Source organism: Pseudonocardia sp. GCM10023141 (assembly GCF_042653605.1).
Window position 1 is genome coordinate 111,794 of the sequence record NZ_JBHSIR010000030.1, and the last position, 24,121, is coordinate 135,914.

At 72.3% G+C, this 24,121-nt stretch carries 25 protein-coding genes and 2 pseudogenes; 13 read left to right on the top strand and 14 right to left on the bottom strand.

Annotated features, from left to right (window positions below; all coding sequences use genetic code 11):
* Positions 1-137: 137 nt before the first annotated feature.
* Both ACFPFQ_RS18370 and ACFPFQ_RS18375 read right to left on the bottom strand, forming a co-directional pair.
* Positions 138-770: a response regulator gene (locus tag ACFPFQ_RS18370; RefSeq protein ID WP_379620333.1), complete on the bottom strand. Its 633-nt coding sequence runs from the start codon at positions 768-770 to the stop codon at positions 138-140.
* Positions 767-1,954 carry a sensor histidine kinase gene (locus ACFPFQ_RS18375; protein WP_379620335.1) on the bottom strand — a complete coding sequence of 396 codons (1,188 nt, stop codon included), beginning with the start codon at positions 1,952-1,954 and terminating at the stop codon, positions 767-769. Before ACFPFQ_RS18375 ends, ACFPFQ_RS18370 begins: the two co-directional genes overlap by 4 nt.
* Positions 1,955-2,086: 132 nt before the next feature.
* Between ACFPFQ_RS18375 and ACFPFQ_RS18380 the strand changes: the two genes are divergently transcribed.
* From ACFPFQ_RS18380 to ACFPFQ_RS18390, 3 genes are read left to right on the top strand one after another with little or no spacing between them, the layout of a single operon-like run.
* Positions 2,087-2,521, top strand: a complete 435-nt coding sequence (locus ACFPFQ_RS18380; RefSeq protein WP_379620337.1) for a DUF2871 domain-containing protein — start codon at positions 2,087-2,089, stop codon at positions 2,519-2,521.
* Between the two features lie 4 nt (positions 2,522-2,525).
* Entirely contained in the window at positions 2,526-3,587 is a 1,062-nt protein-coding gene (locus ACFPFQ_RS18385) for an ABC transporter permease (protein ID WP_379620339.1), read from the top strand.
* A 14-nt stretch (positions 3,588-3,601) separates the two neighbouring features.
* Complete coding sequence (locus ACFPFQ_RS18390) at positions 3,602-4,288, top strand: ABC transporter ATP-binding protein (protein ID WP_379620341.1); 687 nt, start codon at positions 3,602-3,604, stop codon at positions 4,286-4,288.
* A 355-nt stretch (positions 4,289-4,643) separates the two neighbouring features.
* Here ACFPFQ_RS18390 and ACFPFQ_RS18395 read toward each other — a convergent pair whose 3' ends face one another.
* Positions 4,644-4,793, bottom strand: coding sequence for a hypothetical protein (locus ACFPFQ_RS18395; protein ID WP_379620343.1), 150 nt, complete (start codon positions 4,791-4,793; stop codon positions 4,644-4,646).
* A 93-nt stretch (positions 4,794-4,886) separates the two neighbouring features.
* On the opposite strand from ACFPFQ_RS18395, the pseudogene ACFPFQ_RS18400 reads away from it, so the two are divergent.
* The 4 genes and pseudogenes from ACFPFQ_RS18400 to ACFPFQ_RS18415 all read left to right on the top strand — a co-directional run.
* Positions 4,887-5,330: pseudogene (locus ACFPFQ_RS18400) on the top strand (M55 family metallopeptidase); the annotation flags it as partial.
* A pseudogene (locus tag ACFPFQ_RS18405) lies at positions 5,323-6,604 on the top strand (M20/M25/M40 family metallo-hydrolase). The pseudogenes ACFPFQ_RS18400 and ACFPFQ_RS18405, both read left to right, overlap by 8 nt.
* Before the next feature lie 38 nt (positions 6,605-6,642).
* On the top strand, positions 6,643-7,263 hold the full coding sequence (locus ACFPFQ_RS18410) for a TetR/AcrR family transcriptional regulator (RefSeq protein ID WP_379620345.1): 621 nt from the start codon (positions 6,643-6,645) through the stop codon (positions 7,261-7,263).
* Positions 7,263-8,204 carry a quinone oxidoreductase family protein gene (locus ACFPFQ_RS18415; RefSeq protein ID WP_379620743.1) on the top strand — a complete coding sequence of 314 codons (942 nt, stop codon included), beginning with the start codon at positions 7,263-7,265 and terminating at the stop codon, positions 8,202-8,204. The genes ACFPFQ_RS18410 and ACFPFQ_RS18415 overlap by 1 nt, the downstream gene beginning before the upstream one ends.
* A 123-nt stretch (positions 8,205-8,327) precedes the next feature.
* Here the strand turns inward: ACFPFQ_RS18415 and ACFPFQ_RS18420 are convergent, their stop codons facing one another.
* The 8 genes from ACFPFQ_RS18420 to ACFPFQ_RS18455 all read right to left on the bottom strand — a co-directional run bounded on the left by ACFPFQ_RS18420 (position 8,328) and on the right by ACFPFQ_RS18455 (position 15,573).
* On the bottom strand, positions 8,328-8,768 hold the full coding sequence (locus ACFPFQ_RS18420; protein WP_379620347.1) for an SRPBCC family protein: 441 nt from the start codon (positions 8,766-8,768) through the stop codon (positions 8,328-8,330).
* Positions 8,765-9,235 carry a peroxiredoxin gene (locus ACFPFQ_RS18425; protein ID WP_379620349.1) on the bottom strand — a complete coding sequence of 157 codons (471 nt, stop codon included), beginning with the start codon at positions 9,233-9,235 and terminating at the stop codon, positions 8,765-8,767. The genes ACFPFQ_RS18420 and ACFPFQ_RS18425 overlap by 4 nt, the downstream gene beginning before the upstream one ends.
* Positions 9,232-10,068 (bottom strand): DUF1295 domain-containing protein, encoded by an 837-nt coding sequence (locus tag ACFPFQ_RS18430; RefSeq protein WP_379620351.1) that lies wholly within the window; start codon positions 10,066-10,068, stop codon positions 9,232-9,234. Before ACFPFQ_RS18430 ends, ACFPFQ_RS18425 begins: the two co-directional genes overlap by 4 nt.
* Positions 10,069-10,072: 4 nt before the next feature.
* Entirely contained in the window at positions 10,073-11,452 is a 1,380-nt protein-coding gene (locus ACFPFQ_RS18435) for a class I SAM-dependent methyltransferase (protein WP_379620352.1), read from the bottom strand.
* 29 nt (positions 11,453-11,481) lie between these two features.
* Positions 11,482-12,720: a class I SAM-dependent methyltransferase gene (locus ACFPFQ_RS18440; RefSeq protein ID WP_379620745.1), complete on the bottom strand. Its 1,239-nt coding sequence runs from the start codon at positions 12,718-12,720 to the stop codon at positions 11,482-11,484.
* 62 nt (positions 12,721-12,782) lie between these two features.
* Positions 12,783-13,511, bottom strand: a complete 729-nt coding sequence (locus tag ACFPFQ_RS18445; protein ID WP_379620354.1) for a DUF1365 domain-containing protein — start codon at positions 13,509-13,511, stop codon at positions 12,783-12,785.
* Between the two features lie 53 nt (positions 13,512-13,564).
* A complete protein-coding gene (locus ACFPFQ_RS18450; RefSeq protein WP_379620356.1) occupies positions 13,565-14,842 on the bottom strand; it encodes an NAD(P)/FAD-dependent oxidoreductase in 1,278 nt (425 codons plus the stop codon).
* On the bottom strand, positions 14,839-15,573 hold the full coding sequence (locus tag ACFPFQ_RS18455) for an alpha/beta fold hydrolase (RefSeq protein WP_379620358.1): 735 nt from the start codon (positions 15,571-15,573) through the stop codon (positions 14,839-14,841). The genes ACFPFQ_RS18450 and ACFPFQ_RS18455 overlap by 4 nt, the downstream gene beginning before the upstream one ends.
* Before the next feature lie 188 nt (positions 15,574-15,761).
* On the opposite strand from ACFPFQ_RS18455, the gene ACFPFQ_RS18460 reads away from it, so the two are divergent.
* The 4 genes from ACFPFQ_RS18460 to ACFPFQ_RS18475 all read left to right on the top strand — a co-directional run bounded on the left by ACFPFQ_RS18460 (position 15,762) and on the right by ACFPFQ_RS18475 (position 18,571).
* Positions 15,762-16,532: a lysophospholipid acyltransferase family protein gene (locus ACFPFQ_RS18460; protein ID WP_379620360.1), complete on the top strand. Its 771-nt coding sequence runs from the start codon at positions 15,762-15,764 to the stop codon at positions 16,530-16,532.
* Between the two features lie 142 nt (positions 16,533-16,674).
* Positions 16,675-17,562: a type IV toxin-antitoxin system AbiEi family antitoxin domain-containing protein gene (locus ACFPFQ_RS18465; protein ID WP_379620362.1), complete on the top strand. Its 888-nt coding sequence runs from the start codon at positions 16,675-16,677 to the stop codon at positions 17,560-17,562.
* Positions 17,563-17,579: 17 nt separating this feature from the next.
* Positions 17,580-17,984, top strand: a complete 405-nt coding sequence (locus ACFPFQ_RS18470) for a PE domain-containing protein (protein WP_379620364.1) — start codon at positions 17,580-17,582, stop codon at positions 17,982-17,984.
* Between the two features lie 41 nt (positions 17,985-18,025).
* Entirely contained in the window at positions 18,026-18,571 is a 546-nt protein-coding gene (locus tag ACFPFQ_RS18475) for a DUF3558 domain-containing protein (protein ID WP_379620747.1), read from the top strand.
* A 171-nt stretch (positions 18,572-18,742) separates the two neighbouring features.
* On the opposite strand, the gene ACFPFQ_RS18480 is transcribed toward ACFPFQ_RS18475, so the two are convergent.
* Positions 18,743-20,119 carry a mycothione reductase gene (locus ACFPFQ_RS18480; RefSeq protein ID WP_379620366.1) on the bottom strand — a complete coding sequence of 459 codons (1,377 nt, stop codon included), beginning with the start codon at positions 20,117-20,119 and terminating at the stop codon, positions 18,743-18,745.
* Positions 20,120-20,255: 136 nt separating this feature from the next.
* Here ACFPFQ_RS18480 and ACFPFQ_RS18485 point away from each other — a divergent pair, with 136 nt between their 5' ends.
* Together ACFPFQ_RS18485 and ACFPFQ_RS18490 are read left to right on the top strand one after the other, a co-directional pair.
* Positions 20,256-20,705 (top strand): GNAT family N-acetyltransferase, encoded by a 450-nt coding sequence (locus ACFPFQ_RS18485; RefSeq protein WP_379620368.1) that lies wholly within the window; start codon positions 20,256-20,258, stop codon positions 20,703-20,705.
* Between the two features lie 109 nt (positions 20,706-20,814).
* Positions 20,815-21,294 carry a lipopolysaccharide assembly protein LapA domain-containing protein gene (locus ACFPFQ_RS18490; RefSeq protein WP_379620369.1) on the top strand — a complete coding sequence of 160 codons (480 nt, stop codon included), beginning with the start codon at positions 20,815-20,817 and terminating at the stop codon, positions 21,292-21,294.
* 71 nt (positions 21,295-21,365) lie between these two features.
* Here ACFPFQ_RS18490 and ACFPFQ_RS18495 read toward each other — a convergent pair whose 3' ends face one another.
* Complete coding sequence (locus ACFPFQ_RS18495; RefSeq protein WP_379620749.1) at positions 21,366-22,682, bottom strand: DEAD/DEAH box helicase; 1,317 nt, start codon at positions 22,680-22,682, stop codon at positions 21,366-21,368.
* A gap of 412 nt (positions 22,683-23,094) precedes the next feature.
* Positions 23,095-24,057 carry a serine protein kinase RIO gene (locus tag ACFPFQ_RS18500; protein ID WP_379620371.1) on the bottom strand — a complete coding sequence of 321 codons (963 nt, stop codon included), beginning with the start codon at positions 24,055-24,057 and terminating at the stop codon, positions 23,095-23,097.
* Positions 24,058-24,121 lie beyond the last annotated feature (64 nt).

Below are 24,121 nucleotides of genomic sequence, written 5' to 3' on the forward strand. Positions count from 1 at the left end.
GCGGCGACCTTCGACGCGCGGGCGGGGCCCCGGTGCGCCGCTCGCCACGGCGATCGAGTGATCGGCAGCACGCCGACGGGATGGTGACCCGCGGAGAGGCCAGCACCCCGCCCCAGCGCGCGTGGAGGGCCGGACAGTCACGCGCCGGATCGGCGGATGACGCCCCGGTCGGTCGCGGCGGCGACCGCGGCGGTGCGGGAGTCGACGCCGAGCTTCGAGTAGACGTGTACAAGGTGGGATTTGACGGTGGCCTGGCTCAGGTGCAGCCGTTTGCTGATCTGCTGGTTGGACAGGCCGTCGGCGACGAGCTCGAGCACCTCGGTTTCGCGGCGGCTCAGGGCCGTGGCGGGGGTGCGCATGCGGGCCATCAGCCGGCGCGCGACGGTGGGGGCGAGGGCGGATCTGCCCGCCGCGGCGGTGCGCACGGCGGCGGCGAGCTCGTCGGGTGGGGCGTCCTTGAGCAGGTAGCCGGTGGCGCCGGCCTCGATCGCGGCGAGGATGTCGGCGTCGGTGTCGTAGGTGGTCAGTACGAGCACGCGGGGCGCGCCGGGGCGGGCGGTGATCGCCGCGGTGGCCGCGGCGCCGTGCATCCCGGGCCCGAACTGCAGGTCCATCAGCACCACGTCGACGGTTTCGCTCGTGGCGAGTGCGACGGCCTGTTCGGCGGTGGCCGCCTCGGCCACCACGGTGAACCCGGGTTCGGTCTCCAGCACGGCGCGCAGGCCGCGCCGTACCACCGGATGGTCGTCGGCGAGCAGGAGCCGGATCATGTCGTCGCGTCCTGGGTGAGGCTCACGGCAACGGCGGTGCCGTCGCCCGGCGCCGATTCGATGTTCAGGGTCGCGCCCAGTGCCAGTGCCCGGGCGCGCATCGCGGCGAGCCCGTGTCCCCCCGCGCAGCCGGGCTTGGGCAACGCGGCCGGGTCGAACCCGACGCCGTCGTCCACGACGTCGAGCGCCACCCCGTCGTCCATGTAGCTCACCGTCACCTCCACGCGGCTCGCGCCGGCGTGTTGGACGGCGTTGGCCAGCGCCGACTGCGCGATCCGCAGCAGCGCCACCTCGACGGGGGCGGGCAGCGGGGCGGGTGTGCCGCTGCAGTGGAACGCGACGGTGAGCCCGGACTGCGCCGTGGTCGTCGCGCAGAGCCGGTGCAGCGCAGTGGGCAGCGACCGGTCGTCGAGGTCGGGTGGAGCCAGCGCGTGCACGAAGCGGCGGGCCTCGGCGAGGTTGTCCTGCGCGGCCCTGCGCGCCAGCTCGACGTGCCCGGCCGCGGCATCCGGTTGATGCGGCAGGGCACGCTCGGCGGCGCGGAGCAGCAGCTGGATGCTGGACAGGCCCTGGGCCAGGGTGTCGTGGATCTCTCGGGCGAGGCGTTCCCGCTCGGCGAGCGTGCCCGCGGTGCGTTCCGCGGCGGCCAGATCGCTGCGGGTGGCGGTGAGCTCGGCGATCAGGTGCGCCCGCTGCTCGCTCTCGCGGTAGAGGGCCTGGTAGCCCAGCACGGTGGCGACGGCGACCGCGGCGCCCAGCGCCGGCCCGATCACCGCGGAAGGCGTGAGCGAGCCCTGGTGCCAGGTGAACCCGCTGATCGCGGCGAGGGTCGTTGCGGTGACGGCGACAAGCCCGGGGCGGGGCGGGAGCAGGTGCAGCTGGAGGAAGAACAGGGGGAAGGCCAGGTAGACCCCGACCGGGGTCAGCGCGAGCAGCACGAGCCAGGCCGCGCCGAGCACAGCCAACCAGGCCGCTGTGGCGCCGACGGAACGGCCCACCCTGCGGAGCGCGGAACCGGTCGCGTAAACCGCGCCCAGCACCACGGCGGTCGCGGCGACAGCCCCCGCGTGCGCTACGCCGTCGGCCAGTGCGGTGCCGGCGGCCAACGCGAGCAGCCCCGCCACCAGCAGGTGCACGCACACGCGCAGCACCCTCAGTGGGCGGTCGAGCAGGGGCGGGTTCACGACATCCCCAGGCTAGCGCCGTGAGCGCGGGCGTCATCGATCGAAAGGTGGAGCTTTCCCTGCACCGCACGATCCTCCCGGGCCGATCGCCGGCGTGATGACCGGGGCGGCCTCGACCCCGACGCTGGAGGCATGAAACAGCTGTACTACGCCGCACTCATCTACCTGGTGCTCGGCCTCGCCGGTGGCCTGGGTTATCGAGAGATCACGAAGGCGAACGGGTTCACCGGGGACACCCAACTGGCGGTCGTCCACACGCACCTGCTGGTGCTCGGGATGCTCGTCTTCCTCGTCGTGCTCCTGCTCGAGAAGACGTTCACCCTGACTGACAGCCGACTCTTCCCGTGGTTCTTCTGGGTCTACAACGCCGGCGTCGTATGGACCGCCGCGTTCCTGGCGATCAACGGGACGCGCACCGTGGCGGGCGAGCCCACCGGCGCCGCCCTCGCCGGGATGGCCGGGTTCGGCCACATCCTGCTCACCGCGGGCCTGGTCCTGTTCTTCGTCTGCCTGCGCTCTCGGCTGAGTACCTCCGACACCGCGCCTACTACGACGATCGGGCGGTGACCCGGTGTTCGTCGCCTGGCGAGACCTCCGGTTCGCCCAGGGCCGTTTCGCCTTGATGGCCGCGGTCGTCGTCCTGATCACGTTGCTGGTCGGGCTGCTGTCGGGGCTGACCGCGGGTCTGGGCCGGGACAGCACCTCGGCCATCACCGACCTACCCGCCGATCACCTGGTGTTCTCGGCACCGCCGCAGGATGCGGCGCCCTCGTTCACCTCGTCCTCGGTCGGGCCCGACCGGTGGCAGGCGTGGGCGGCGGTCCCCGGCGTACAGCGCGCGGAGCCGCTGGGGGTGGCCACCACCCGGGTCGAGTCCGGTGACCGCTCCGCCGCGCTGACAGCGATGGGGGTCCGGCCCGGCTCGACGCTCGCTCCGGAACCGGTCACCCCCGGCGATGTGGTGCTGTCCACCGGAGCCGCCGAGGCCCTGGGTGCGGAGCCGGGGGACACCGTCACGCTCGCGGCTGTCGCACTGCGCGTCACCGCCGTCTCCGGCGACGGGGCCTACAGCCACACCCCGGTGGTCTGGACCGGCCTCGACGACTGGCAGCGCCTGACCCCGGGCGACGCACCCGCCACCGTGATCGCCCTGACCACCGCTGGCCCCGTCGATCTCGCCTGGGCCGACGCCGAGCTCGGCACCCGCACCCTCAGCCGGGCCGACTCGCTGTCGGCGATCGGATCTTACACAGCCGAGAACGGGTCGCTGCAGCTCATGCGCGGGTTCCTGTTCGCGATATCCGCGCTCGTGATCGGCGCCTTCTTCACGGTGTGGACGATCCAGCGCAGCGGCGACATCGCGGTCCTCAAAGCACTCGGGGCCGGCACCGGTTACCTGCTGCGCGACGCGCTCGGGCAGGCTGTGGTTCTGCTCGTCAGCGGCACCGCACTCGGCACCGGGCTGGCCGTCGCACTCGGCGCCGTGGCCTCGAACACCGTGCCGTTCCTGCTCGACACCACGACCATGCTCTTCCCGGCCATCGTGATCATCGTTCTCGGTGCGCTCGGCGCCGGCCTGTCCATCCGGCGGATCACCGCCGTCGACCCGTTGACGGCCCTGTCCGCCCGCTGAGGAGACCGACTTCTATGAGCCTGCACCTGTCCGACGTCACGCTCACCTACCCCGACGGCGACACCCGGCTGACCGCGCTGGACGGCGTCGACCTCGACGTGCCCGCCGGCACGGTCACCGCGGTCACCGGCCCGTCGGGCTCCGGCAAGTCCAGCCTGCTCGCCGCGGCCGCCACCCTGATCACCCCCGACCGCGGCACGGTGGTCGTCGACGGCACCTCGACCGCCGGGATGAACCGAGTCGAGCTCACCGCGCTGCGCCGCCAGAAGATCGGCATCGTGTTCCAGCAGCCCAACCTGATCGCCTCGTTGACCGCCCTCGAGCAGCTGCAGGTCATCGCGCACCTCGCCGGGCGCTCCCCAGCCGCGGCCCGCGACCGGGCGGCGACGCTGCTCACGGCAGTCGGGATGGCCGACCAGGCCGGGCGGCGCCCACACCAACTCTCCGGTGGGCAGCGGCAGAGGGTCAACATCGCGCGCGCCCTGATGAACGACCCGGCCGTGCTGCTGATCGACGAGCCGACCAGCGCACTGGACGCCGAACGCGGCGCGGCCGTGATCGAGCTGATCATCACGCTCACCCACCGCAGGGGCACCGCCACCGTCCTGGTCACCCACGACCGCTCACACCTCGAGGGGGTCGACGAGGTCGTCGAGATCGTCGACGGCTCGCTCTCGCACCTCGTCAGGCCCGGCGGGTGATCAGGTCACGGTCACGTCGGCGGCGGCCGAGCGAAGATCAGGGTTCGGCGCCGGCGGCAGCGCTGGGGTGCGGTTCCGCGTCCCAGTTCGGTGATCACGGGGCGGGCTGATCACCGCCGTACCGGCTGCACCGGGAAGTCGTCAGAAGAGCTGGACCACCGGACCTCCCCTGGGGGACGTCCAGGTCACCGTCTGCCCGCCGGGACCCCGCACGACCGTTCGATTTCACCAGGAACGGCTGCGCGAAGCCGACGAACGCGCAGCCCAACGCCCCCACTGGCAAGCGACGCTCGACCGGCTCGCCGCCGCTCTCGATCACTGACCGCGCCGCGGCTCGTCCCGATTCAGGATCCCCTTACGGCACGGTCAGGTCGAGCCGGGTGTCCATGTCGAGCCGGAACCGGCCGTAGGGGTTGATGTGGGTCCAGAACAGTGGACTCAGCCCGCGCCGCTCGTCGGCGCCCATCCGGTCGTGGAACGCCGGGGTCTCCAGCACGGTCTGCACGAGCAGCGTCCCGGCTCGGGCAGCGCCGCCAACTTGGGGATGCTGATCCACGGACCCCGCCGGCGGTGCCGTCCCACCAGGGCGGAGTCCAGGCCGGCCAGCGCGGCGGTCATCCGTGCGAACGCCGCGCTCGCGGCCGAGCACGGCGTTGCGGTGCTGCTGGTCACCGGCGACGACCGCGCCTGCGCGGAGGCGGCGGGATACGCGCCCGCCGCGGTGCGCGTCGCCGTCAAGGAGTGCGTGAGCCGCTACGCCGCGATCTGCCTGCCGCCCGCCCGCACCACCGCGATGATCACCGAGGGGGCGCGGTCGGCAATGGCAGCAGCGGGTCGGCGCGCCCCGGCGCCCGCGCCGCACCGCATCGAGGTGGAGTTCGACGCGGCGCACCTGGCCGACGCCGCGGCGGTCGTACCCACTGTGGAGCGGCTCGACGTCCTGCGGGTCGGTTTCGACGCCCCCGACATGACGGCCGCGATGCAGGCCTTCAAGATCGTGACGGCGATCGCGGCGGGCGCGATGCAGGGCATCTATGGCTGACCTCGCGATCGACCCGGCGATCGGCGTCGCCGAGCTGTGCGCCCGCCTGATCCGCTGCGACACCACCAACCGCGCCTCCGGCGATGCCGAGGGCGAACGGGAGGCGGCCGAGCTGGTGGCCGGGGTGCTCGCCGACGAGGTCGGGGTGGCCCCGGTGGTGCTGGAGTCCGCGCCGCGGCGCACCAGCATCGTCGCGCGCATCCCGGGCGCGGACCCGGGGCTCGACGCGCTGCTCGTCCAGGCACACCTCGACGTGGTGCCTGCGGTGGCGGCGGACTGGACGGTGCCGCCGTTCGCGGGCGAGATCCGCGACGGGTTCCTGTGGGGCCGCGGCGCGATCGACATGAAGGACATGTGCGCGGCGGTGCTCTCGGCGCTGCGCTCGTGGCGGGCGCGCGGGGTGGCACCGCGGCGCGACATCGTGGTCGCCTTCGTCGCCGACGAGGAGACCGGCGGGCGGTACGGCGCACACTGGCTCGTCGACGAGCACCGTGCGCTGTTCGACGGCTGCGCCGCCGCGATCGGGGAGCCCGGCGGCTTCACCGTGGGCGTCGACGGGGTGCCGATCTACCCGGTCGGCACGGCCGAGCGGGGCACGCTGCACCTGCGGCTCACCGCGTCGGGCCGGGCCGGGCACGGCTCGCGGCCCAACCCGGACAACGCCGTGGTCGCGCTGGTGCAGGCGCTGGCGCGGATCGCCGACCACCGGTGCCGCGCTCGGCGTCGCCGTGGAGCTGGACTCGGAAGCCGCGGTCGAGGCCACGGTCGCGCGGCCGGGCCGGGCCGGTGCGCTCGCCGCTGTCACCCTGCGGCACAGCACCACGCCGACCGTCCTGTCGGCAGGCGGCGCGGTCAACGTCATCCCCGCGCGTGCCGAGGCGCTCGTCGACACGCGGGTGCTGCCCGGCGGCGTCGACGAGGTCCTCGCAGTGATCGACGGGTTGCTCGGGCCGACGGTGCGTCGCGAGTTCGTCAGCCGGGGGGACCCGGTGCAGGCGCCGCTGGACGGGCCGTGGTTCGCGGCGATGGCCGAGTCGTTGCAGGCGTACGAGCCGGACGCCGTCGTGGTGCCCTACTGCCTGGGTGGCGGCACGGACGCGAAGGCGTTCGCGGCGCTGGGGATCCCCTGCTACGGGTTCGCGCCGCTGCGGGTGCCGCTCGACCCCGCCGAGTACGACTACCGCGCGATGGCCCACGCGGTCGACGAGCGGGTGCCGGTGGCGGGACTGGAATTCGGGGCCCGGGTGCTCGACCGGTTCCTGCTGCACGGCTAATTATCAAACTGGACTGTCTCGTATGATAATGTCGCAGCGTGACAGCGAAGGCGCCCCGGCGCGGGCGGCCACCGTCGGTGGCGAAGGGTGAGGCGATCCTGGAGGCCGCCACCGACGTCTTCCTCGAGGAGGGCTTCGGCGGGGCCGGCGTCGACGTGATCGCGGCGGCGGCCGGGGTGTCGAAGCAGACCGTCTACAGCCGCTACGCCGACAAGGAGGCGCTGTTCCTCGCGGTGGTCGAGGCCGCACGCACCGAGGGGGCCGGGATCGACGGGTTCGGCCTGGTCGGGGCAACGGATCTGCGGGTGGCGCTCGTCGAGCTGGGGGAGCGGCTGCTGGGGATCATGTTGACCCCGCGCGTCACCGCGTTCCGACGGCTGATCATCGCCGAGGCCGGGCGGCGGCCGTGGTTGCGCGAGCTGTGGAACGTCGGCGGGCCCGACGTCACGCTGGCAGCGCTCACCGGTCAGCTCGCGGAGGTGCTCGATGCACCCGATCCGGGCCGGGCGGCCCGGCAGTACCTCGCGCTGCTCGGGCACGAGGCCAACATGCGGTCGCACTACGGCGTGGTGGAGCTCGACCCCGCGCAGCGCCGGGAGATCGCGGACGAGGCCGCGGACATGATCGTCCGGGCCTACGGGAGGGGGAACGGATCGTGATGCGCAGGATCGGGTTTCGGACCTACGGTGGACCCGAGGTGCTGGAGTGCGAGCACGTGCCCCGGCCGGAGTGCGGGCCGGGGGAGCTGCTGGTGGAGGTCGCGGCCACCGGGGTGACGCGGCCGGTCGTGCGCCTGACCCGGGGCGACGGCAACGGCGGGGGCGTCGCGCTGCCGCACGCGCCCGGCGGGGACGTCGCCGGCACCGTCGTCGCGGTCGGGGAGGGCGTATCGGGCTTCCGGGTGGGCGACCTCGTGGCGGGGATCGTGTTCGCGGGCGCCTACGCGGAGTTCGCCCTGCTGCCCGTGGCGTTCGCCGCGCGCGTGCCTGTGGGCATCGATGCCGCGGCGGCCGTCGCGCTCGTGCGCAACGGGCAGGTGGCGCTCGGCGCGCTGCGGGCCGGCGCCGTCCAGCCGGGGGAGAGCGTGCTGGTCACGGGCGCGGCGGGCGGGGTGGGGCACCTCGCGTTGCAGCTCGCCCGGGTGCTCGGCGCGAGCCGGGTGGTGGCGGCGGTCGGGTCGGCGGCGAAAGCGGAGTTCGTGCGCGGGCTGGGTGCGGACGAGGTTGTGGTCTACGACCAGCAGGCGGGGTGGGGCGAGCCCGTCGACGTCGTGCTCGACTCGGTCGGCGACGCCGTGCTCGCCCCGGCACTGCGGGCGGTTGCCCCGCTGGGGCGGCTGGTGGAGTTCAGCGGTGGCGGCGGCACGGTCGACGTGGTCGACCTGCGGATGCGCGCCGTCTCGGTGATCGGCTTCTCGATGGCGCCGTTCGCGGGGCGCCACCGCGACGTCTACGAGGCACAGCGGGAGCGGCTGTGGGAACTGGCCCGGGCCGGGGAGCTCCGGCCTGCCATCACGGCGATGCCGCTGGAGAAGGCGGCCGAGGCCCATCGGCTGCTGGAGTCCCGGGACGGGGTGGGCAAGATCGTGCTGGTGCCGTAGGGCGTGCCGGTGGCCGAGCGCGCACTGGTTCATGATCGAACCGGAACCTGTGGGCGTTGATCACTCGCCCGGCGCGGCAGAATGCGGGGGTGGGCGGCCGGCGCAGCAACGCGGCCGGGACCTCTACCCCACCACCGCCCCGAACACCTGCTCCAGCCGCCCCAGCGTCGCCTCGATCGACCGCAGGTTCCGCTCCGGCGCCCCCCAGAGCTCCAGCCCGCGGGGCACGAGCGAGGGTGCCCAGTCGAACGTCTCCGTCACCTGCGTGCCGCCCGCCACCGGCTCCAGCTCGTAGCGCCAGATGTGGCGGCCGAAGTGGCGCCAGGCGATCCGCCGGTTCTCCTCGAACTCCACCACCGTGTTCTGGATGACGTAGGGCAGCACCCAGTGCATCCGCATCCCGAACGTCGCGCCCGCCGCGAGCCGGTCGGGGCCCTGCACCGCGCTGCGCACCGTGCCGGAGCCGTCGATCTCGTGGTGGCGCCGGGGGTCGGCCAGCAGCGCGAACACCTGCTCCGGCGGTGCCGCGACCACGACCTCGGCGCTGACCGACCGGGCACTCATGCCGCGTTGGCCTTGAGCTTCTTCACGACCTCGAGCGCCTCGTCGGCGTGCAGGTCGAACTTGGTCTCGCTCGCGATCGTCTCGATGAGCCTGCGGTCGGCGCCGATCACGAACGTCATGCGCCGCGTGTGCAGGCCACCGGGCAGGAACCAGCGGTACGCGCCGAGCTCCTTCGCCACCTTGTTGCCCTTGTCCGACAGCAGCGGGTAGCCCAGCGAGTGCGCGGACGCGAAGATGCTCTGCTTCGTGATGCCGTCGCCGCTGATCCCGACGGGCTGCGCGCCCGCGGCCGCGAAGTCGGCGGCGAGGTCGCGGAAGTGGCACGCCTCCTGGGTGCAGCCGCCGCTGGACGCGACCGGGTAGAAGAACAGCACGACGGGGCCACCTCCCAGCAGCGAGGTCAGCGTGCGCGACGTGCCCGTCTCGTCGAGCAGCTCGAAGTCGCTGATCTGGTCACCGGGGTTCATGAAGATCCTTTCGCGATGGACTTGCGGGGCGGCAGCGGGATGAAGCCGCTGGTCCGCTGCACGTACTCGACATAACCGGGCCGCCGCCTGCCGATGCTCGACTCCAGCAGCTTCGCACCGGTGCCCTTCGCCAGCAGCCACGTCATGAGCGCCGCGCTGATCAGCCCGATCAGCCCGGCGCCGTGGTGCAGCGCCAGTGACGTCAGACCCCACCAGACGGCCGCGTCGCCGAAGTAGTTGGGGTGGCGGGTGTAGCGCCACAGGCCGCGGTCCATGACCTGGCCCTTGTTGGACGGGTCGGCCATGAACGCCGCGAGCTGGGCGTCACCGACGGTCTCGAAGGTGAAACCGACCACCCAGGACAGCACCCCGAGCACGGTGACGAGCACCGACAGCGCGCCGTCGGCGAACCCGTACTGGCCCAGCTGTACGGGCAGCGACACGACCCAGAGGATCACGGCCTGCGGCAGGTACACCTTGCGCACGATGTGCAGCAGCGGGTTGCCCTTGGCGCGCTTGATGATCGCGACGTAGCGGGGGTCCTCTGGCTTGCCGTGGTTGCGGCGTCCGATGTGGATGGCCAGCCGCAGCCCCCAGACCACGGTGAGCGCGGTGATCAGCCAGCGTCGCCAGTCGTCGCCGCTGCCCGCCGACACGATCACCGTGACGATGGCGACGATGGCGAAGCCGCCGCCCCACACCACGTCGATGCCGTCGTGGCGCCCCTTCCGGACGGTCACCGCCACCAGCAGCGCCGCAGCGAAGATCGCGACGACGACCACGGCGCTGATCCAGAGGTTCGTCAGGGCTGCCGCCCACGGGTAGGTGCTCACCGGGTCATCGTGGCCGCTCACCCAGCAGCGCGCGCGTCGAGCCGTTGACGCGGGCGCCGTTGGTGGCCCGACGGTGATCGAGCTCCGGGTCCGTGCCCAGGGTGGACGTCCGCCCGCGTGGCAGCTCCGTGCGTCCCTCGGCGTCCGGGCGCACCATGAGGACCTGGTGCACACCCATCCGGTTCTCCTCGAACGCCAGCGCCGCACCTGCCAGGTAGAGCAGCCACACGCGGAACTGTTCCTCGCCGATGAGCGCGACGGCCTCGGCCTTGTTGTCCTGCAACGTGTCGAGCCACGGCCGCACCGTCCAGACGTAGTGCTCGCGCAGCGAGTGCACGTCCACCACCTCGAGCCCGGCGGCCTCCAGGAAGTTCAGGGTCTCCCCGAGCGGGCGCATGTACATGTCGGGCGCCACGTAGCTCTCCATGAACGCCCCGCCACCCGGCGCGGTGTTGGCGCCGGCGGCACCCCGTGACATCTGCTGCAGCAGCAGGCGACCGTGCGGGAGCAGCAGCTTGTGCAGCTGCGCCGCGTAGACCGGGTAGTTGTCCTGGCCGACGTGCTCACCCATCTCGATCGACGAGATCGCGTCGAAGGGCTGGTCAGGGACCTCGCGATAGTCCTGGAGCCGGATCTCCACCTTGTCGGTGAGTCCCAGCGCCGCGACCCGCGCCATGCCGAACGCGCGCTGCTGCGCCGAGAGCGTGACGCCCACCGCGGTGACGCCGTAGTGCGTGGCCGCGTGGATCAGCAGCGACGCCCACCCGCAGCCGACGTCGAGCAGCCGCATGCCGGGCTTGAGTCCGAGCTTGCGGCAGATCAGGTCCAGCTTGTCGCGCTGGGCGTCGACCAGCCCGTAGGACTGGCTGGCCCCCCGCGTCCAGTAGCCGCAGGAGTAGGCCATCTGCGGGTCGAGCAGGAACTCGTAGAAGTCGTTGGACAGGTCGTAGTGGTGCGCGATCGCGGCCCGGTCCCGGCGGCGGGTGTGCAGCCCGCCCGCCAGCTTCGCCTCCGACGCCGGGGGCTTCGGCCGCGGCCCGACCAGGCCCAGCCGGACCGCGGTCCTGACCGCGTCGACCTTGTCGGCGGCAGTGAGCGTGAGCGCCCCGAGGTTCTGGGCCTTCGCGAGCTTCCAGAACCGCGACAGGCCGTCGGCGATGTCCCCGTCGATCTCCAGCTCGCCGGCCACGAACGCCCGGGCCAGGCCCAGCTCGCCCGGGTTCCACAGCAGTCGCCGCAACGCGCGCCGGTGCCGGATGGTGACGACCGGACCGTCGGACGCGCCGCTCTCGCTGCCGTCCCAGGCGCGGATCCGGACGGGCAGCGGCGCGCCGATCAGGCGCTCGACGAGCGCGACGAGCTGCGGGGCAACGGGGCTGGGCACGGGGCCTCCTCGAACAGGGGTGGCAGGGATCAGCGGCTGTAGTGCGCGGGGCGCGGCTGCAGCGAGAACTGGAAGACGTCGAGGTAGCCGACGCGGAAACCGGCCTCGCTGTAGGCGAGGTAGAACTCCCACATCCGGCGGAACGTGTCGTCGAAGCCGAGCCCGGCGACGTCGGCCCAGCGGGCCATGAACGTCTCCCGCCAGTGCGCGAGCGTGCGCGCGTAGTCGGGGCCGAGGCTGCGACGCTCGGCGATGCGCAGGCCGGTGTGCTCGGCGACGTTGTCCTCGATCGCCTCGACCGACGGGATGAGCCCGCCGGGGAACACGTACTTGTGGATCCAGGAGTAGTCGCTGCGGGCGGCGAGCATCCGGTCGTGCGGCATGGTGATCGCCTGCAGCCCGACGGACCCGCCCGGCTTGAGCAGGCGGTCCAGCGCCGCGAAGAACGTGGGCCAGTACTCCATGCCGACGGCCTCGATCATCTCGACGCTCACGACCGCGTCGTAGCTGCCCTGGGCCTCGCGGTAGTCGCGCAGCAGCACCTGCACCTGGTCGGCGACACCCGCCGCCGCGATGCGCTCCTGCGCGAGCTTGGCCTGCTCGGCCGAGATCGTCAGCGTGGTGACGCGGGCGCCCCGCTGCGCCGCGCGGATCGCGAGCCCGCCCCAGCCGGTGCCGATCTCCAGCACGTGCTGACCGGAACGGACGTTCGCCATGTCCAGCACGCCGTCGATCTTGCGGCGCTGCGCGTCGGGCAGATCGTCGCTGCCGGGCGCGAACCATGCCGACGAGTACGACATCGTCTCGTCGAGGAACGTGGTGAACAGCTCGTTGGACAGGTCGTAGTGGCGGTGGATGTTCTCCCGCGACCCGTCGACGGTGTTGGACTCCTCGCTGGGCTGGCGGGCCTCGGCGAAGCGCCGCCCGATCCGCTGCAGCGTGGGCGGGATCAGCGTGGACAGGCGCGCCGCGAACGGTGTGAGCAGGTCGGCCAGGTCGGTGGAGGTCCAGTCGCCCGCCATGTACGACTCGCCGAACCCGATCTTCGAGCCGGCCCCGAGGCGGTTGAAGAACGCCGCGGGGCGCACGATGCGCATCACCGGGGAGTCGTCGTCACCGACGCCGAGCCGCTCGCCGCCGGGGAAGACCACCCGCACCGGCAGCTCCTTGACGGCGCGCCGGAACAGCGACTCGGCGATGCGCGCGCGGGCCGGTACGTGCGGAGGCGTGGCCAGTCCCGGCCAGACGCCCTCGCTGGGCCGCGGCAGTGCCTGGGGGGTGTACCGGCGGAAGGTCGCCGGCGCCGAAGCGGGGGTGATCGGATGAGTGGTCACTGGACGCCCTCCTGTGGTGCGTGGGTGGGTCGGGAGATCACGGGCAGCCTGCGCAGCCACAGCGCGATGCCGTGGCGCCGGATCAGTGCCGAGGTGCGGTAGGTCATGAGCGGGCGGCGCACGAGCATCCGCACGAGCGCCGCCGGTGTGGCGGGTCGGCGGGCCCCGGCGACGCTGGCCGTCAACGCCGTGGCGCCCTCCTGTCGCAGCGTCACGGAGATCGCGAGCCGCTCGCCGGGAAGGCGCAGCAGCATCCGGTACTGCCCCTCGACGGACAGGAACGGCGAGACGTAGAAGTCCTTGTCGGTCTCGGCGCGGCCGGCGTCGTCGGTGTGCAGCAGGTAGCAGTGGCGCTCGCCGTAGGTGTTGTGCACCTCGGCGACGACGCAGGCGAGCGTGCCGTCGGGCCGGTGGCACCAGTACACGGTGATCGGGTTGAACACGTAGCCCAGCAGCCGCGCGTTGGCGAGCATCAGCACCTGGCCGCCGTCCAGGTCGATGCCATGGCTGGCGAGCCAGGCGTCGAGGTTCTGGCGGATCGTTCGCGCGGGGTCGCCCAGGTGGTCGCGGGCCTCGAACCGGGCGAAGGGGCGCAGCCAGGCGGGGAGCCGCGGCAGCGCGTCGATGTCCACGAGCCAGAGGTAGATGTCGTGGCCGAACCGGCGGTCCATGGCCTGCTTGCGGACGTGGGTGACCGTGGCGTCGTACAGCGCCGGCACGGCCACCGGTGCCCGGACGACGGTAGGTGTGTGGCGTGGGTGTCGTGCCGCGGTGGCCGTCACCAGCCCGCTCCCAAGGACGCGGCCGCCCGCACGCCGGCGGCGCAGCCGTCCTCGTGGAAGCCCCAGCCGTGGTAGGCACCGGCGAAGGCGACGGTGCCGTCGTTGAGCACCGGCAACCGCCGCTGGGCCGCCACCGACTCCGGCGTGTAGACGGGGTGCTCGTAGTGCATGGTGGCGAGTACCCGGTCCTGGTCGACGGTCTCGGTGCCGTTGAGCGTCACCACGTAGTCGTCGGGTTCGGCGAGGCGCTGCAGCCGGTTCATGTCGTAGCTGACGAGCACCGGGGCGTCGGTGGACGAGCAGGACGGCTTCAGGTAGTTCCAGGAGGCCCGCGCGGCGGCCCGGCGCGGCAGCACCGACGTGTCGTGGTGCAGCTGCGTGACGTTCTGCGAGTAGGTGAACGCGCCGAGCACGCTGCGCTCGTCCGCGGTGGGCGCGGCGAGCAGCGCGAGGGCCTGCGCCGGATGCGTCGCGACGACGACCCGGTCGAAGGTGTGCGTGCTGTCGGACTCGTCGCGGACCTCGACGCCGTCGCCGGTCCGGCCGACGGCGCGCACCGGCGTGGCGACGTGCACGGCGCTGAGGCTCTTCACGGCCTGCTCGACGTAGCTGCGCGAGCCGCCCACGACGGTGCGCCACTGCGGCGAGCCGCCGATGGCGAGCAACCCGTGGTGGTCGAGGAAGGTGAACAGGTACCGGGCCGGGTAGGCCAGCGACACCGTCTCACCCGCCGACCAGACGGCCGAGACCACCGGGAGCATGAAGTGCTCCACGAAGTAGCGGGAGTAGCCGCCGATGGCGAGGAAGGCGCCGAGCGTGACGTCGCCTGCGCGCTCGTCGGCGAGTACGCGGCGGGCGTGGCGGTGGAACCGCACGACCTCGGCGAGCATCTTCAGGTAGGCGGGTCGGGCCAGGTTGGACGCGCCCGGGAAGAGACCGCCGATCTTGCGGGCGCCCGCGTACTCGAGCCCGCACCCGTCGCAGCGGACGCTCATCGACATGTCCGACTCCTGCGTCGCGACGCCGAGCTCGCCGAACAGCCGGAGCAGGTGGGGGTAGGTGCGCGCGTTGTGCACGATGAACCCGGTGTCGACGTAGGCGCAGCCGCCGTCCGCCGTCGGGATCGCGTGGGTGTGGGCGTGGCCGCCGAGGCGGCCGTCGGCCTCGAACAGCGTCACGTCGTAGCGGCGTTGCAGCAGGTAGGCGGCGGTGAGCCCGGCCACCCCGGAGCCGATGACGGCGGCCGTCGCGCGGCCCGTCGCGTTGCTCGTCATGCGGTGCCTCCTGTTCCGTGCGTTGCCGGCAGCGCGGTGCGCAGCCGGTCCGGGTCGCTCTCTGCGAAGGCATTCGTCAGAAGAGGGTCCTCAGGTTCGATCCCCAGCGCACCGAGTACGAACCGGCTCACGAGCCACTGCCAGTCCCGGGCGCGGCTGATCATGAAATGGCCGGCCCCGTGCACGTCGAAGCGGGCGATGCGACCGGCCACCCGCTGCGCGCGGACGGCGTAGTCGTAGGACTCGACGGGGTCGGTCCAGCGTTCCCGGTCGCCGTGCGCGATGAGGACCGTCCGCCCGGCGAGCTGCGCCACCGGGTCGGAGCCGTCGAGCCACGGGGCGAGCGCGCAGACCGCGACGACGTTGGACGCGCTCGCGGCGGCGAGCGCGGCCCGGCCTCCCATCGAGTGCCCGACGAGCGCGACCGGCACACCCGGGTGCCGGGCCGCGAGGTCCGCGAGCACCGCCTGCGCGTCGCGTAGCGCGTCGGCCGCGGGGGCGTTCCATCCGCGGTACCGGTAGCGGAGCATGAAGACCGCCAGCCCGGAACCGGCACCGTGGTGCACCAGCGTGCGCGCGAAGGGGATCATCCGGCGGTAGGTCAGGCGCTTGCGCTCACCGCTCTCGCGGCTGTGCGCACGGCCGCCGTGGAGCAGCACGACGATCGCGGACGGGTCGCGCGGCGCGTCGCCCACGTGGTCGAGACGGGGCAGCCGGGAGTTCTCGATCACGGCGCGTCCTCGCGGTCGGGGGAACAATGGTGTCGCCCAGGTGTTCTTGCGTGACGGGGCCACCGGTTCGAGGCTGGGATCGATGTCACACCATGGAGCCGTGCCGGCGAGCGTCCGGGCACGATCGTCGCGTGGTGCGGGATGATCTGCGCGCCGTCGTGGGAACGAATGCGCTAAAAGGAGGACAAATGACGGGTACCCGACAGCTGACCGTGAGGGAGAAGCTGCGACTGAGCTTCTCCCGGCGCTTTCGGGACTCGGGGTTCTGGTACGGGCTCGCCATCGCCGTGATCTGGCCGTTCGCGATCTTCGGCACCCGCATCGGCTGGCGCGGCGGGGAGCACATCCCGCGCGAGGGCGGGGCGCTGCTGGCCATCAACCACGTGTCGTTCTCCGACCCGCTGTTCGACGTCGCCTTCACGATCAGCCACGGGCGGATGCCGCGGTTCCTCGCGAAGTCGGAGCTGTGGAGCACCCCCGTCGCGAAGTACGTGCTCGCCGGCGGCAAGCACATCCCCGTGTACCGGGAGTCCGCGCGCGCCACCGACGCCTTCCGCGGCGCCGTCGACGCCGTGAAGCGCGGCGAGGTCGTCGCGTTCTACCCCGAGGGCACCTACACCTCCGACCCCGACGGCTGGCCGATGAAGTCGAAGAACGGCATCGGCAAGATCGCGCTGCTCACCGGCGCCCCGGTGATCCCGGTGGCGAACTGGGGGAGCCAGGAGTTCCTGGTGCCCGGCAAGGGCCGCCCCCACTTCTTCCCCCGCCGCAGGGTCACGGTCGTGGCCGGGCCGCCCGTGGACCTCTCCGCGTGGCTCGGCGGCCCCCGCACCCGCACGGCGCTCGACGGCGCCACCGCGGCGATCATGGCCGACGTCACGGCGCTGGTGGCCGACATCCGGGGGGAGCAGCCGCCGCAGGTGGCCTACGACCCGGCGGTGGAGCGGCCGGCGAGCTAGCCCGGACGATGATCGCCGGGTGCGGTACCTGAGCTGCGCATATGCAGCTGCGGTACCGCTGACGGTGATCTTGCGTTCACATGTGCATCGAAATCGTGCGATTCGGCTCCGTTCGCGGCGCCCTTCGCCCATCCTCTGGCCCATGTCGTTGGCACGCATCCTCACCCGCCAGGCCGGGGTCATCAGCCTCGCCCAGGCCGTGCGGGAGGGCGTATCGGCGTCCACCGTGCAGCGGTGGACGCGGCAAGGCGAGTGGGAACGCCTCCACCCGGCCGTCTACCTGGCAGGCGGACACCGTCTCACCGACGAGGCCCGGGTCCGGGCAGCGTGGCTGTGGGCGGGGGAGTCTGCCGCGGTGAGCGGAGTGGCGGCCGCGTTCTGGCACGGCATGCTCGATCGGATCCTGCCGGAGGTCGAGCTGACACTGCCCCGGCAGACGCACCTGCGGGAGCGGCCCGGGATCGTGCTGCGCCGCCGTGATCTGCCGCCGATCGACACCGTCTCGGTGCGGCGGCTGCGCGTCACCGACGTCCCGCTGACCACGCTCGACACGGCCGTCACGCTGCCGAACGGGTCCACCTTCCTGGACCGGGCCCTACAGCGGCACGTGCGGTTCCCTGCCCTCTACCGCGCGTACTGCCGCAACGTCGGACGTACCGGCTCGTCGCAGGCCGGCCGCATGATCATCGCCGCTGCCGACCACGCCGACTCGGCGGCCGAACGGCTGCTGGTGTCGCTGCTGCGGGCTGCCGGCATCGAGGGGTGGGTGCTGGGCTACCCGTTCGGCCCCTACCGGATCGACCTGGCCTTCCCGGCCGCAAGACTCGCGATCGAGGTGGACGGCTGGGCCTGGCATGTCGACGCCGACCGGTTCCGCACGGACCGGCGCAAGGGCAATGCCATCACCCGCGAGGGCTGGGACCTGCTGCGCTTCACTTGGCACGACCTGCACGGTGAGCCGACGGCGACGATCCGGGAGATCGGTTCCGCGCTGGGCAATGTTCCGAATCGCACCCGCACGCGAGGCTGAGCTGGGACCATCGGTGGGTGGCGGAGATCGAGAGCGATCCGGGGATGGTCGATCCGGGTAAGGAGATCGACCGGGCCCGGGCGGGGTTGGCCGCGGCGCAGGGGATGCGGGACGAGGCGATCCGGGCTGTGGGCGGGTACGTGGTGGATCCGGAGCGGGCGCAGGCGTGCATTCGCGAGATGGATCGGATCCTCACCGAGGTCCGCAAGAGTTTGATCTCCACTCACATGGCGACGTTCGATCCGCCGGGATTTGATGAGGTCAGCCTCAATGTGACGCGCAACGCGGCATTGATGGCGTCACGGGCCGCCGCGTACATCGAAGCGTGGGCCGGCCAGATCGAAGCGACACGGACTGCACTGCAACGCCAACTGGATGCGTACCTCATGGCAGAGCAGGCCAACGCGAGCGAGCGATCGTGATCTCTTGGGAGCGACTCGTAGCGGTCGGATTTGCCGCAGGGGTGCTGGCTGGATGCGCATCACCGGCTTCGTCCGCCAGCGCTCCAACTGCGCCGTCGACTGCCATACCGTCGACATCGAGGCCGTTGCCGCGTTTCGCACCCTCGGTCCAAAGTCCATTGGACGCCCGAGGATTGGCACCCTGCGATCTGCTGACCTCCGCACAAGCCACGGAGCTGGACCTTCTCCCGGAGACTGCCAAGGCTGGCATCGCCGGACCTGCAAAGACATGCACCTGGGATTCGCGGATCGGAGGCGGCGCGGCCGGCCTCCAGATGCGGACGGAATCGGAACTCCCCGTACTGGACGGGATCCACCTCCTCAAGGAGGCGCTTGTCGTGTTCGAGCCGACCGAGGTGGCAGGGCATCCCGCGATCCATGGTGACTACACAGTCGACGGAGCCTGCACGATCTACACGGCCATTGCCGACTATCAGATCCTCACCACCGACGGCGATCTCTCCGGCCACACCCGCCCCGACAAGTGCGCCCCGTCCCGCCGCATGGCGGAGCTGATCCTCTCCAACCTCCCGCCCCTGCGTTCCTAGCCGGCCTCATGATCGGCGTGTGCGGTGCAGGAGGTGCAGATATGCAGCTCATGCACCGCAGGCGCTGATCAAGGCGGCTGTCGGGTGGCCGGTCAACCTGGGAACCTTCGCCAGCCGCTCCCAACTAACCGTTCTCGACATGAGGTACTCGTCGCCGCCCGGCGCGTCGGTTCAGATGTCGAGCCCCAGCAGCGCGTTCTCGACCACCTCGGGCAGCGCCGGGTGGATCCAGTACTGCCCGGTGGCCATCTCGCGCACCCCCAGCCCGAACGACATGGCCTGGATCAGCGGCTGGATCAACGACGACGCCTGCGGGCCCATCAGGTGCGCGCCCAACAGCCGCCCGGTGCCGCGCTCGGCCAGCAGCTTGCAGAAGCCGGTGGTGTCCTCCATCGCCCAGCCGTACGCGACGTCGCCGACCGCCTGGATCTTGACGGCGTAGTCGATGCCCTCGGCGCGGCAGTCGGCCTCGGTGCGGCCGACCGACGCGATCTGCGGGCTGGTGAACACCGCCGACGGGACGAACCGGTGGTCGGTGTAGCGGGGCTCGTCGGGGTGGGCGAGGTTGTGCGCCACCACCCGCGCCTCGTGGTTGGCGACGTGCTTGAGCTGGTAGGGCGAGCTGATGTCGCCGAGGGCGAAGATCCCGTCGACGGGCGTGCGCTGCTGGCCGTCGACGACGATCCGCCCGTCGGCGTGCACCGGGATGCCGGCCTTCTCGAGGTCGAGGCGATCGCTGTTGGGGATCCGGCCGGTGGCGACGAGCAGTGTGTCACCGCGCACCACTGTGCCGTCGGTGAGCACGACCTCGATGCCCGACGCGTCGCCGGTCGCGTGGCTGACCTTGCGGCCCAGGTGCAGGTCCCACCGCTTCGCGGCCAGCTCGGTGAACCGTTCGGACACCGTCTCGTCCTCGGCGCGCAGCATGCGGTCGCCGCGCGTGATGATCGAGACCTGCGCGCCGAGCGCGGAGAAGACGTGCGCGAACTCGGCCGCGATGAACCCGCCACCGACGATCACCAGCCGCTCCGGCACCGCGTCGATCCGCATGATCGTGTCGGAGGTGTGGAACGGCACCCCGGACGCGGCGATCGGGTCCGGCACCATGGCCCGTCCGCCCGCGGCGATGACGATCCGGTCGGCGGTGAACGCGTCGGTGCCCGAGCCGTCGGTGCGCTCGACGCTCAGCTCGTGGGCGCCGGTGAATGTCGCGTGCCCCTCGTAGACCGTGACGTTGGGGGAGCGGTCGACGCGGTACTCGCGACCGCCCGCCGCGATGGGGTCGATGCGCCCGAAGACGCGGTCGCGGATGTCGGCCCAGCGGATCTTGTCGATGCTCGCATCGATGCCGTAGCGCGAGGCCTTGAGGATCGTCTGCGCCACGTCGGCGGGGTAGACGTACATCTTGGTCGGGATGCAGCCGACGTTGAGGCAGGTGCCGCCGAAGACGCCGTGCTCGACGATGGCGACGTCCAGATCGTCGAAGCGACGGTCGACGATCGAGTTGCCGGAACCGGTGCCGATGACGGCCAGATCATGGTGACGCACCCCACGAGGCTATGCCGTGGCCGTTGGGGCCGGGCCTTACGGCTTCGTGATTCATCTTGCGGGCGGTCCGGGAAGAATCTGCCGGGGAGACTGCCGTCACCTGATCTGGTACCCCTATGCGATGACGAGCGAGGCGATGTCAGCAACCGTCCACCGGGCGTGGGCCGCTGACCTGGACACGGCCACGCTCTACGCGTTGCTGCGGCTGCGCGTCGACGTCTTCGTCGTCGAGCAGGCCTGTCCCTATGGCGAGCTCGACGGACGCGACCTCGAGCCTCGCGCCCGGCACTACTGGCTCGGCGGCGCGGGGCGTCCCGAGCCGGTGCTGGGGTGCCTGCGGCTGCTCAAGGAGCCCGACGGCGCCTACCGCATCGGGCGCCTGTGCACGGCGCGGGCGGGCCGCGGTCGGGGGCTGGGCCGCCGGTTGATGGAGGCGGCGCTCGGTGAGGTCGGTGACGGCGCCTGCGTGCTCGATGCCCAGGAGCACCTCGCCGACTTCTACCGGACGCACGGGTTCGAGGCCAGCGGTCCGACCTATGACTGGGACGGCGTAGCGCACCTGCCGATGCGCCGCGACGGGCGCTGACGACCGGGCGAACCGGACGCCCATCCACCGATCGTGGTCTGCCCGACACGCGTTGTTGCGGGATACTGCGCCGCACCGGGCCGTGTGGGCCAGGCAGCGAGGGAGAGCCATGACCGACGAATCCGGCCGGGCGATGCGGTACCCCGTCGAGGCGACCGGCCCCGCCGGCAGCGCCCCCACGATCGACTCCGCCATCGACGCGGCCGCCGATCCGGCGACGGATCCGGGGATGCTGCCGGTCCACGTCGACGACGTGGAATCCGCGCCACCCGCCGCACCGCCGACCAAGCCGATCCCGACCACGCCACCGGCTCGTCGCCAGGACCAGGCGCTCGCCCACAGCCGCTCGGGCGGGCTGTGGACCGGCTTGATCCTCTCGGCCGTCGTGCTGCTGTTCCTGCTGATCTTCATCCTGCAGAACCTGGGGCCGGTCCAGATCAACTTCCTCTGGATGAGCGGTAGCCTCCCGGTCGGGGTCGCGATGCTGCTGGCCGCGATCGCCGGCCTGCTGCTCATCGCCATCCCGGGCGGGATCCGCATCCTGCAGCTGCGCCGGGTCGCCCGACGCGGGCCGAAGAACCTGCGCTGAGTCGGCAACACGAAAGGGCCGGGCCCGCCACCGTGCTGGTGGCGGGCCCGGCCCCCTTCGTACGAGCCGGCTCAGGCTGCGGTGTCGCGCCTGCGCCCACCGCGGGAACCCGACGAGCGACCGCCCGATCCGCCGGAGCGGACCGGACCGCCACCGCTGCGCGAGCGGCGACCGCTGCCGCTGCCGCGCGGGTTCTGGGCAGGCTTGGGCGGGTCGATGATCGGCACGCCCGACGGCGGGCGAGCGCCGGTGATCTTGGCCAGCGCCGCGTCGCCGGGGGCGACATCGGTGTTGGTGGCCCGGACACCGGCCAGGCGGGTGAGCCGGTCGACGTCACGCCGCTCGGGCGGGGTGACCATCGTGACGACGACACCCGAGTCGCCCGCGCGGGCCGTGCGGCCCGCCCGGTGCAGGTAGTCCTTGGGGTCGGCGGGCGGGTCCACGTGGACGACGAGGCTGACGTCGTCGATGTGGATGCCGCGAGCAGCCACGTCGGTGGCCACGAGGACCGGCGTCTGCCCGTCCTTGAAGTCCGCGATGGCCCGGTTGCGGGCGTTCTGCGCCTTGCCACCGTGCAGCGCTCCGGCGTTGATGCCGTCGCGACGCAGGCCCTTGACCAGGCGATCCACGCCGTGCTTGGTGCGCACGAACAGGATCGTGCGGCCGTCGCGGGCGGCGATCTCGGTGATGACCCGCGGCTTCGACGCGAGGTCGACGTGGAGCACGTGGTGCTCCATCGTCTCGACCTGCGCGGTCGCCGACGCGACGGAGCGCGTGACCGGGTCGGTCAGGTACTGGCGCACCAGCGTGCCCACGTCACCGTCGAGGGTGGCCGAGAACAGCAGCCGCTGCCCGTCGGCCGGGGTGAGGTCGAGGATCTTGCGGACCTGGGGCAGGAACCCCATGTCGGCCATCCGGTCGGCCTCGTCGATGGCGGTGATGCTGACCTGGGACAGGTCGCAGGTGCGCTGCGTGGTGTGGTCGGTGAGCCGGCCCGGCGTGGCGACCAGCAGGTCGATGCCCCGGGACAGCTCGGCGGCCTGCCGGTTGAACGACATGCCCCCGACCACGGACGTGGTGGTGAGACCGAGCGCCTTGGCGAACGGCGTGAGCGCGTCGACTACCTGCGTGGCGAGCTCACGGGTGGGCACGAGCACCAGCCCGCGGGGCTGCTTCGCGTGGGAGCGGCTCCCGGCGAGGCGGGCCAGCAGCGCGAGACCGAACGCGAGCGTCTTGCCCGAACCGGTCTGGCCGCGACCGAGCAGGTCGCGCCCGGCGATGGTGTCGGGCAGCGTTGCGGCCTGGATCGGGAACGGCTCGGTGAAGCCGTTGGCGGTCAGCGCGCGCAGCACGGGCTCGGGGAGACCGAGTTCGGCGAAGGACGGCATCCCGGTCTCGGGGACGGTCCAGAGCACCTCGGGCGGGGTGGCCGCCGCGGGGGTGCGAGGAGCAGCGGTGCCGCGGGAGCGGCCACCGGTGGAGCGGGGACGTCCGCCGTCGGAGCGACGGGGACGGGGACTCGCCGAGGTGAAAGTGGCGCGGCGAGAAGACGGGGAAGACAAACGAACCTCCGGGACGTGGCACGCCGCACGGGGAGTCAGCGCCGAAATGGCGGCAGCTGAGAATCACAGGGACGAGCCCGGGTGGCCCTGGCGTTCAGGGCAACCCATGGGTACAGCGGGACGCGCCCGCACAGCGTCGTGTAGGGCTGGGCCAAAATGGGCTGGAAGCCGTGTCGGGCCGGGGCGCTCGTGATCCATCCTATCCCAGCGCCCGCCCCGGCACGGCTGCCACGGGCTTCTATTGCTGTGACGTTGCTGTCCCTCCCGGCATTCCCGCCTCGACGCGCAGTGCCTCCAGCAGGTCGCCGGGATCACCCGACTCGGGCGGCAGACCGCGCGCGACGAACCAGTCGCCGATGCGGCGGACGTCGCGGGCGAGGAACTCCGGTCCCTGCGGGTTGCCGATGACGTCGACGACCTGCGGAAGGTCGATCATCATCAGCCTGCCGTCGTGGACCAGCAGGTTGTAGGCCGACAGGTCGCCGTGGGTGAGCTGGTGGCGAGCCAGCCCGAGCAGTGCCTCGGCGAGCTGCTCCCAGAGGTCGACCAGCTCGTCCGGCTCGGGCCGCAGCTGGGCCAGGCGCGGCGCCGCCGAGCCGTCCTCGCTGCCGAGGAACTCGATCAGCAGCTCGGTGCCGGCCACCTGGACGGGGTAGGGCACCGCGACGCCGTCGGACCAGAGCGTGGTGAGCGCGGCGAACTCCGCGCCCGCCCACTGACCGGCCAGGATGTCGCGACCGAAGGCAGTGCGGTTGGCCATCGCGCGCATCTCGCGCGACCGCCGCACGCGGCGGCCCTCGAGGTAGCCGGCATCGCGGTGGAACATGCGGTGCTCGGCACTGCGGTAGCGCTTGGCGGCCAGCAGCGTCCGGCGGCCGGTGCCGGGCACGGAGCGCTCGACGAGGTGGACGTCGGCCTCCTTGCCGGTCTTGATCACGCCCAGCTCGGCGTCGACGGCGCCGTGGTCGGTGATGACCCAGTCCGGACGGGGCTGCGGGCCGTGCTCGGCCCCGTCCCAGGTCGACCAGCGGTCGCCCTCCGGTGGGCCGTCGAGATCGTCGGCACCGCGCCCGTCGACGTCGGAGACGTCGACGTGGGCCGTGCGGCCCCGGTGCTGCTGGACGGGTTCGTCGTCATCGAAGCGGCGACGGCCGCCCCGGCGGGTGGAGAAATGGGTGTCGTAGAGGTCGTTCTCGCGCAACGCGGGGTCTCCTGTGGAGTGCCACCCCGCGGATCTGCGTCAGCGCGGGGCAGGAAGGAACGGA

Excerpts from the sequence above, each read along its gene's own strand:
- ACFPFQ_RS18370 (WP_379620333.1), bottom strand. The coding sequence starts at position 770 with ATGATCCGGCTCCTGCTCGCCGACGACCATCCGGTGGTACGGCGCGGC.
- ACFPFQ_RS18380 (WP_379620337.1), top strand. The coding sequence starts at position 2,087 with ATGAAACAGCTGTACTACGCCGCACTCATCTACCTGGTGCTCGGCCTC.
- ACFPFQ_RS18390 (WP_379620341.1), top strand. The coding sequence starts at position 3,602 with ATGAGCCTGCACCTGTCCGACGTCACGCTCACCTACCCCGACGGCGAC.
- ACFPFQ_RS18415 (WP_379620743.1), top strand. The coding sequence starts at position 7,263 with ATGCGCAGGATCGGGTTTCGGACCTACGGTGGACCCGAGGTGCTGGAG.
- ACFPFQ_RS18420 (WP_379620347.1), bottom strand. The coding sequence starts at position 8,768 with ATGAGTGCCCGGTCGGTCAGCGCCGAGGTCGTGGTCGCGGCACCGCCG.
- ACFPFQ_RS18425 (WP_379620349.1), bottom strand. The coding sequence starts at position 9,235 with ATGAACCCCGGTGACCAGATCAGCGACTTCGAGCTGCTCGACGAGACG.
- ACFPFQ_RS18450 (WP_379620356.1), bottom strand. The coding sequence starts at position 14,842 with ATGACGAGCAACGCGACGGGCCGCGCGACGGCCGCCGTCATCGGCTCC.
- ACFPFQ_RS18460 (WP_379620360.1), top strand. The coding sequence starts at position 15,762 with ATGACGGGTACCCGACAGCTGACCGTGAGGGAGAAGCTGCGACTGAGC.
- ACFPFQ_RS18465 (WP_379620362.1), top strand. The coding sequence starts at position 16,675 with ATGTCGTTGGCACGCATCCTCACCCGCCAGGCCGGGGTCATCAGCCTC.
- ACFPFQ_RS18485 (WP_379620368.1), top strand. The coding sequence starts at position 20,256 with ATGTCAGCAACCGTCCACCGGGCGTGGGCCGCTGACCTGGACACGGCC.
- ACFPFQ_RS18490 (WP_379620369.1), top strand. The coding sequence starts at position 20,815 with ATGACCGACGAATCCGGCCGGGCGATGCGGTACCCCGTCGAGGCGACC.
- ACFPFQ_RS18495 (WP_379620749.1), bottom strand. The coding sequence starts at position 22,682 with ATGCCGTCCTTCGCCGAACTCGGTCTCCCCGAGCCCGTGCTGCGCGCG.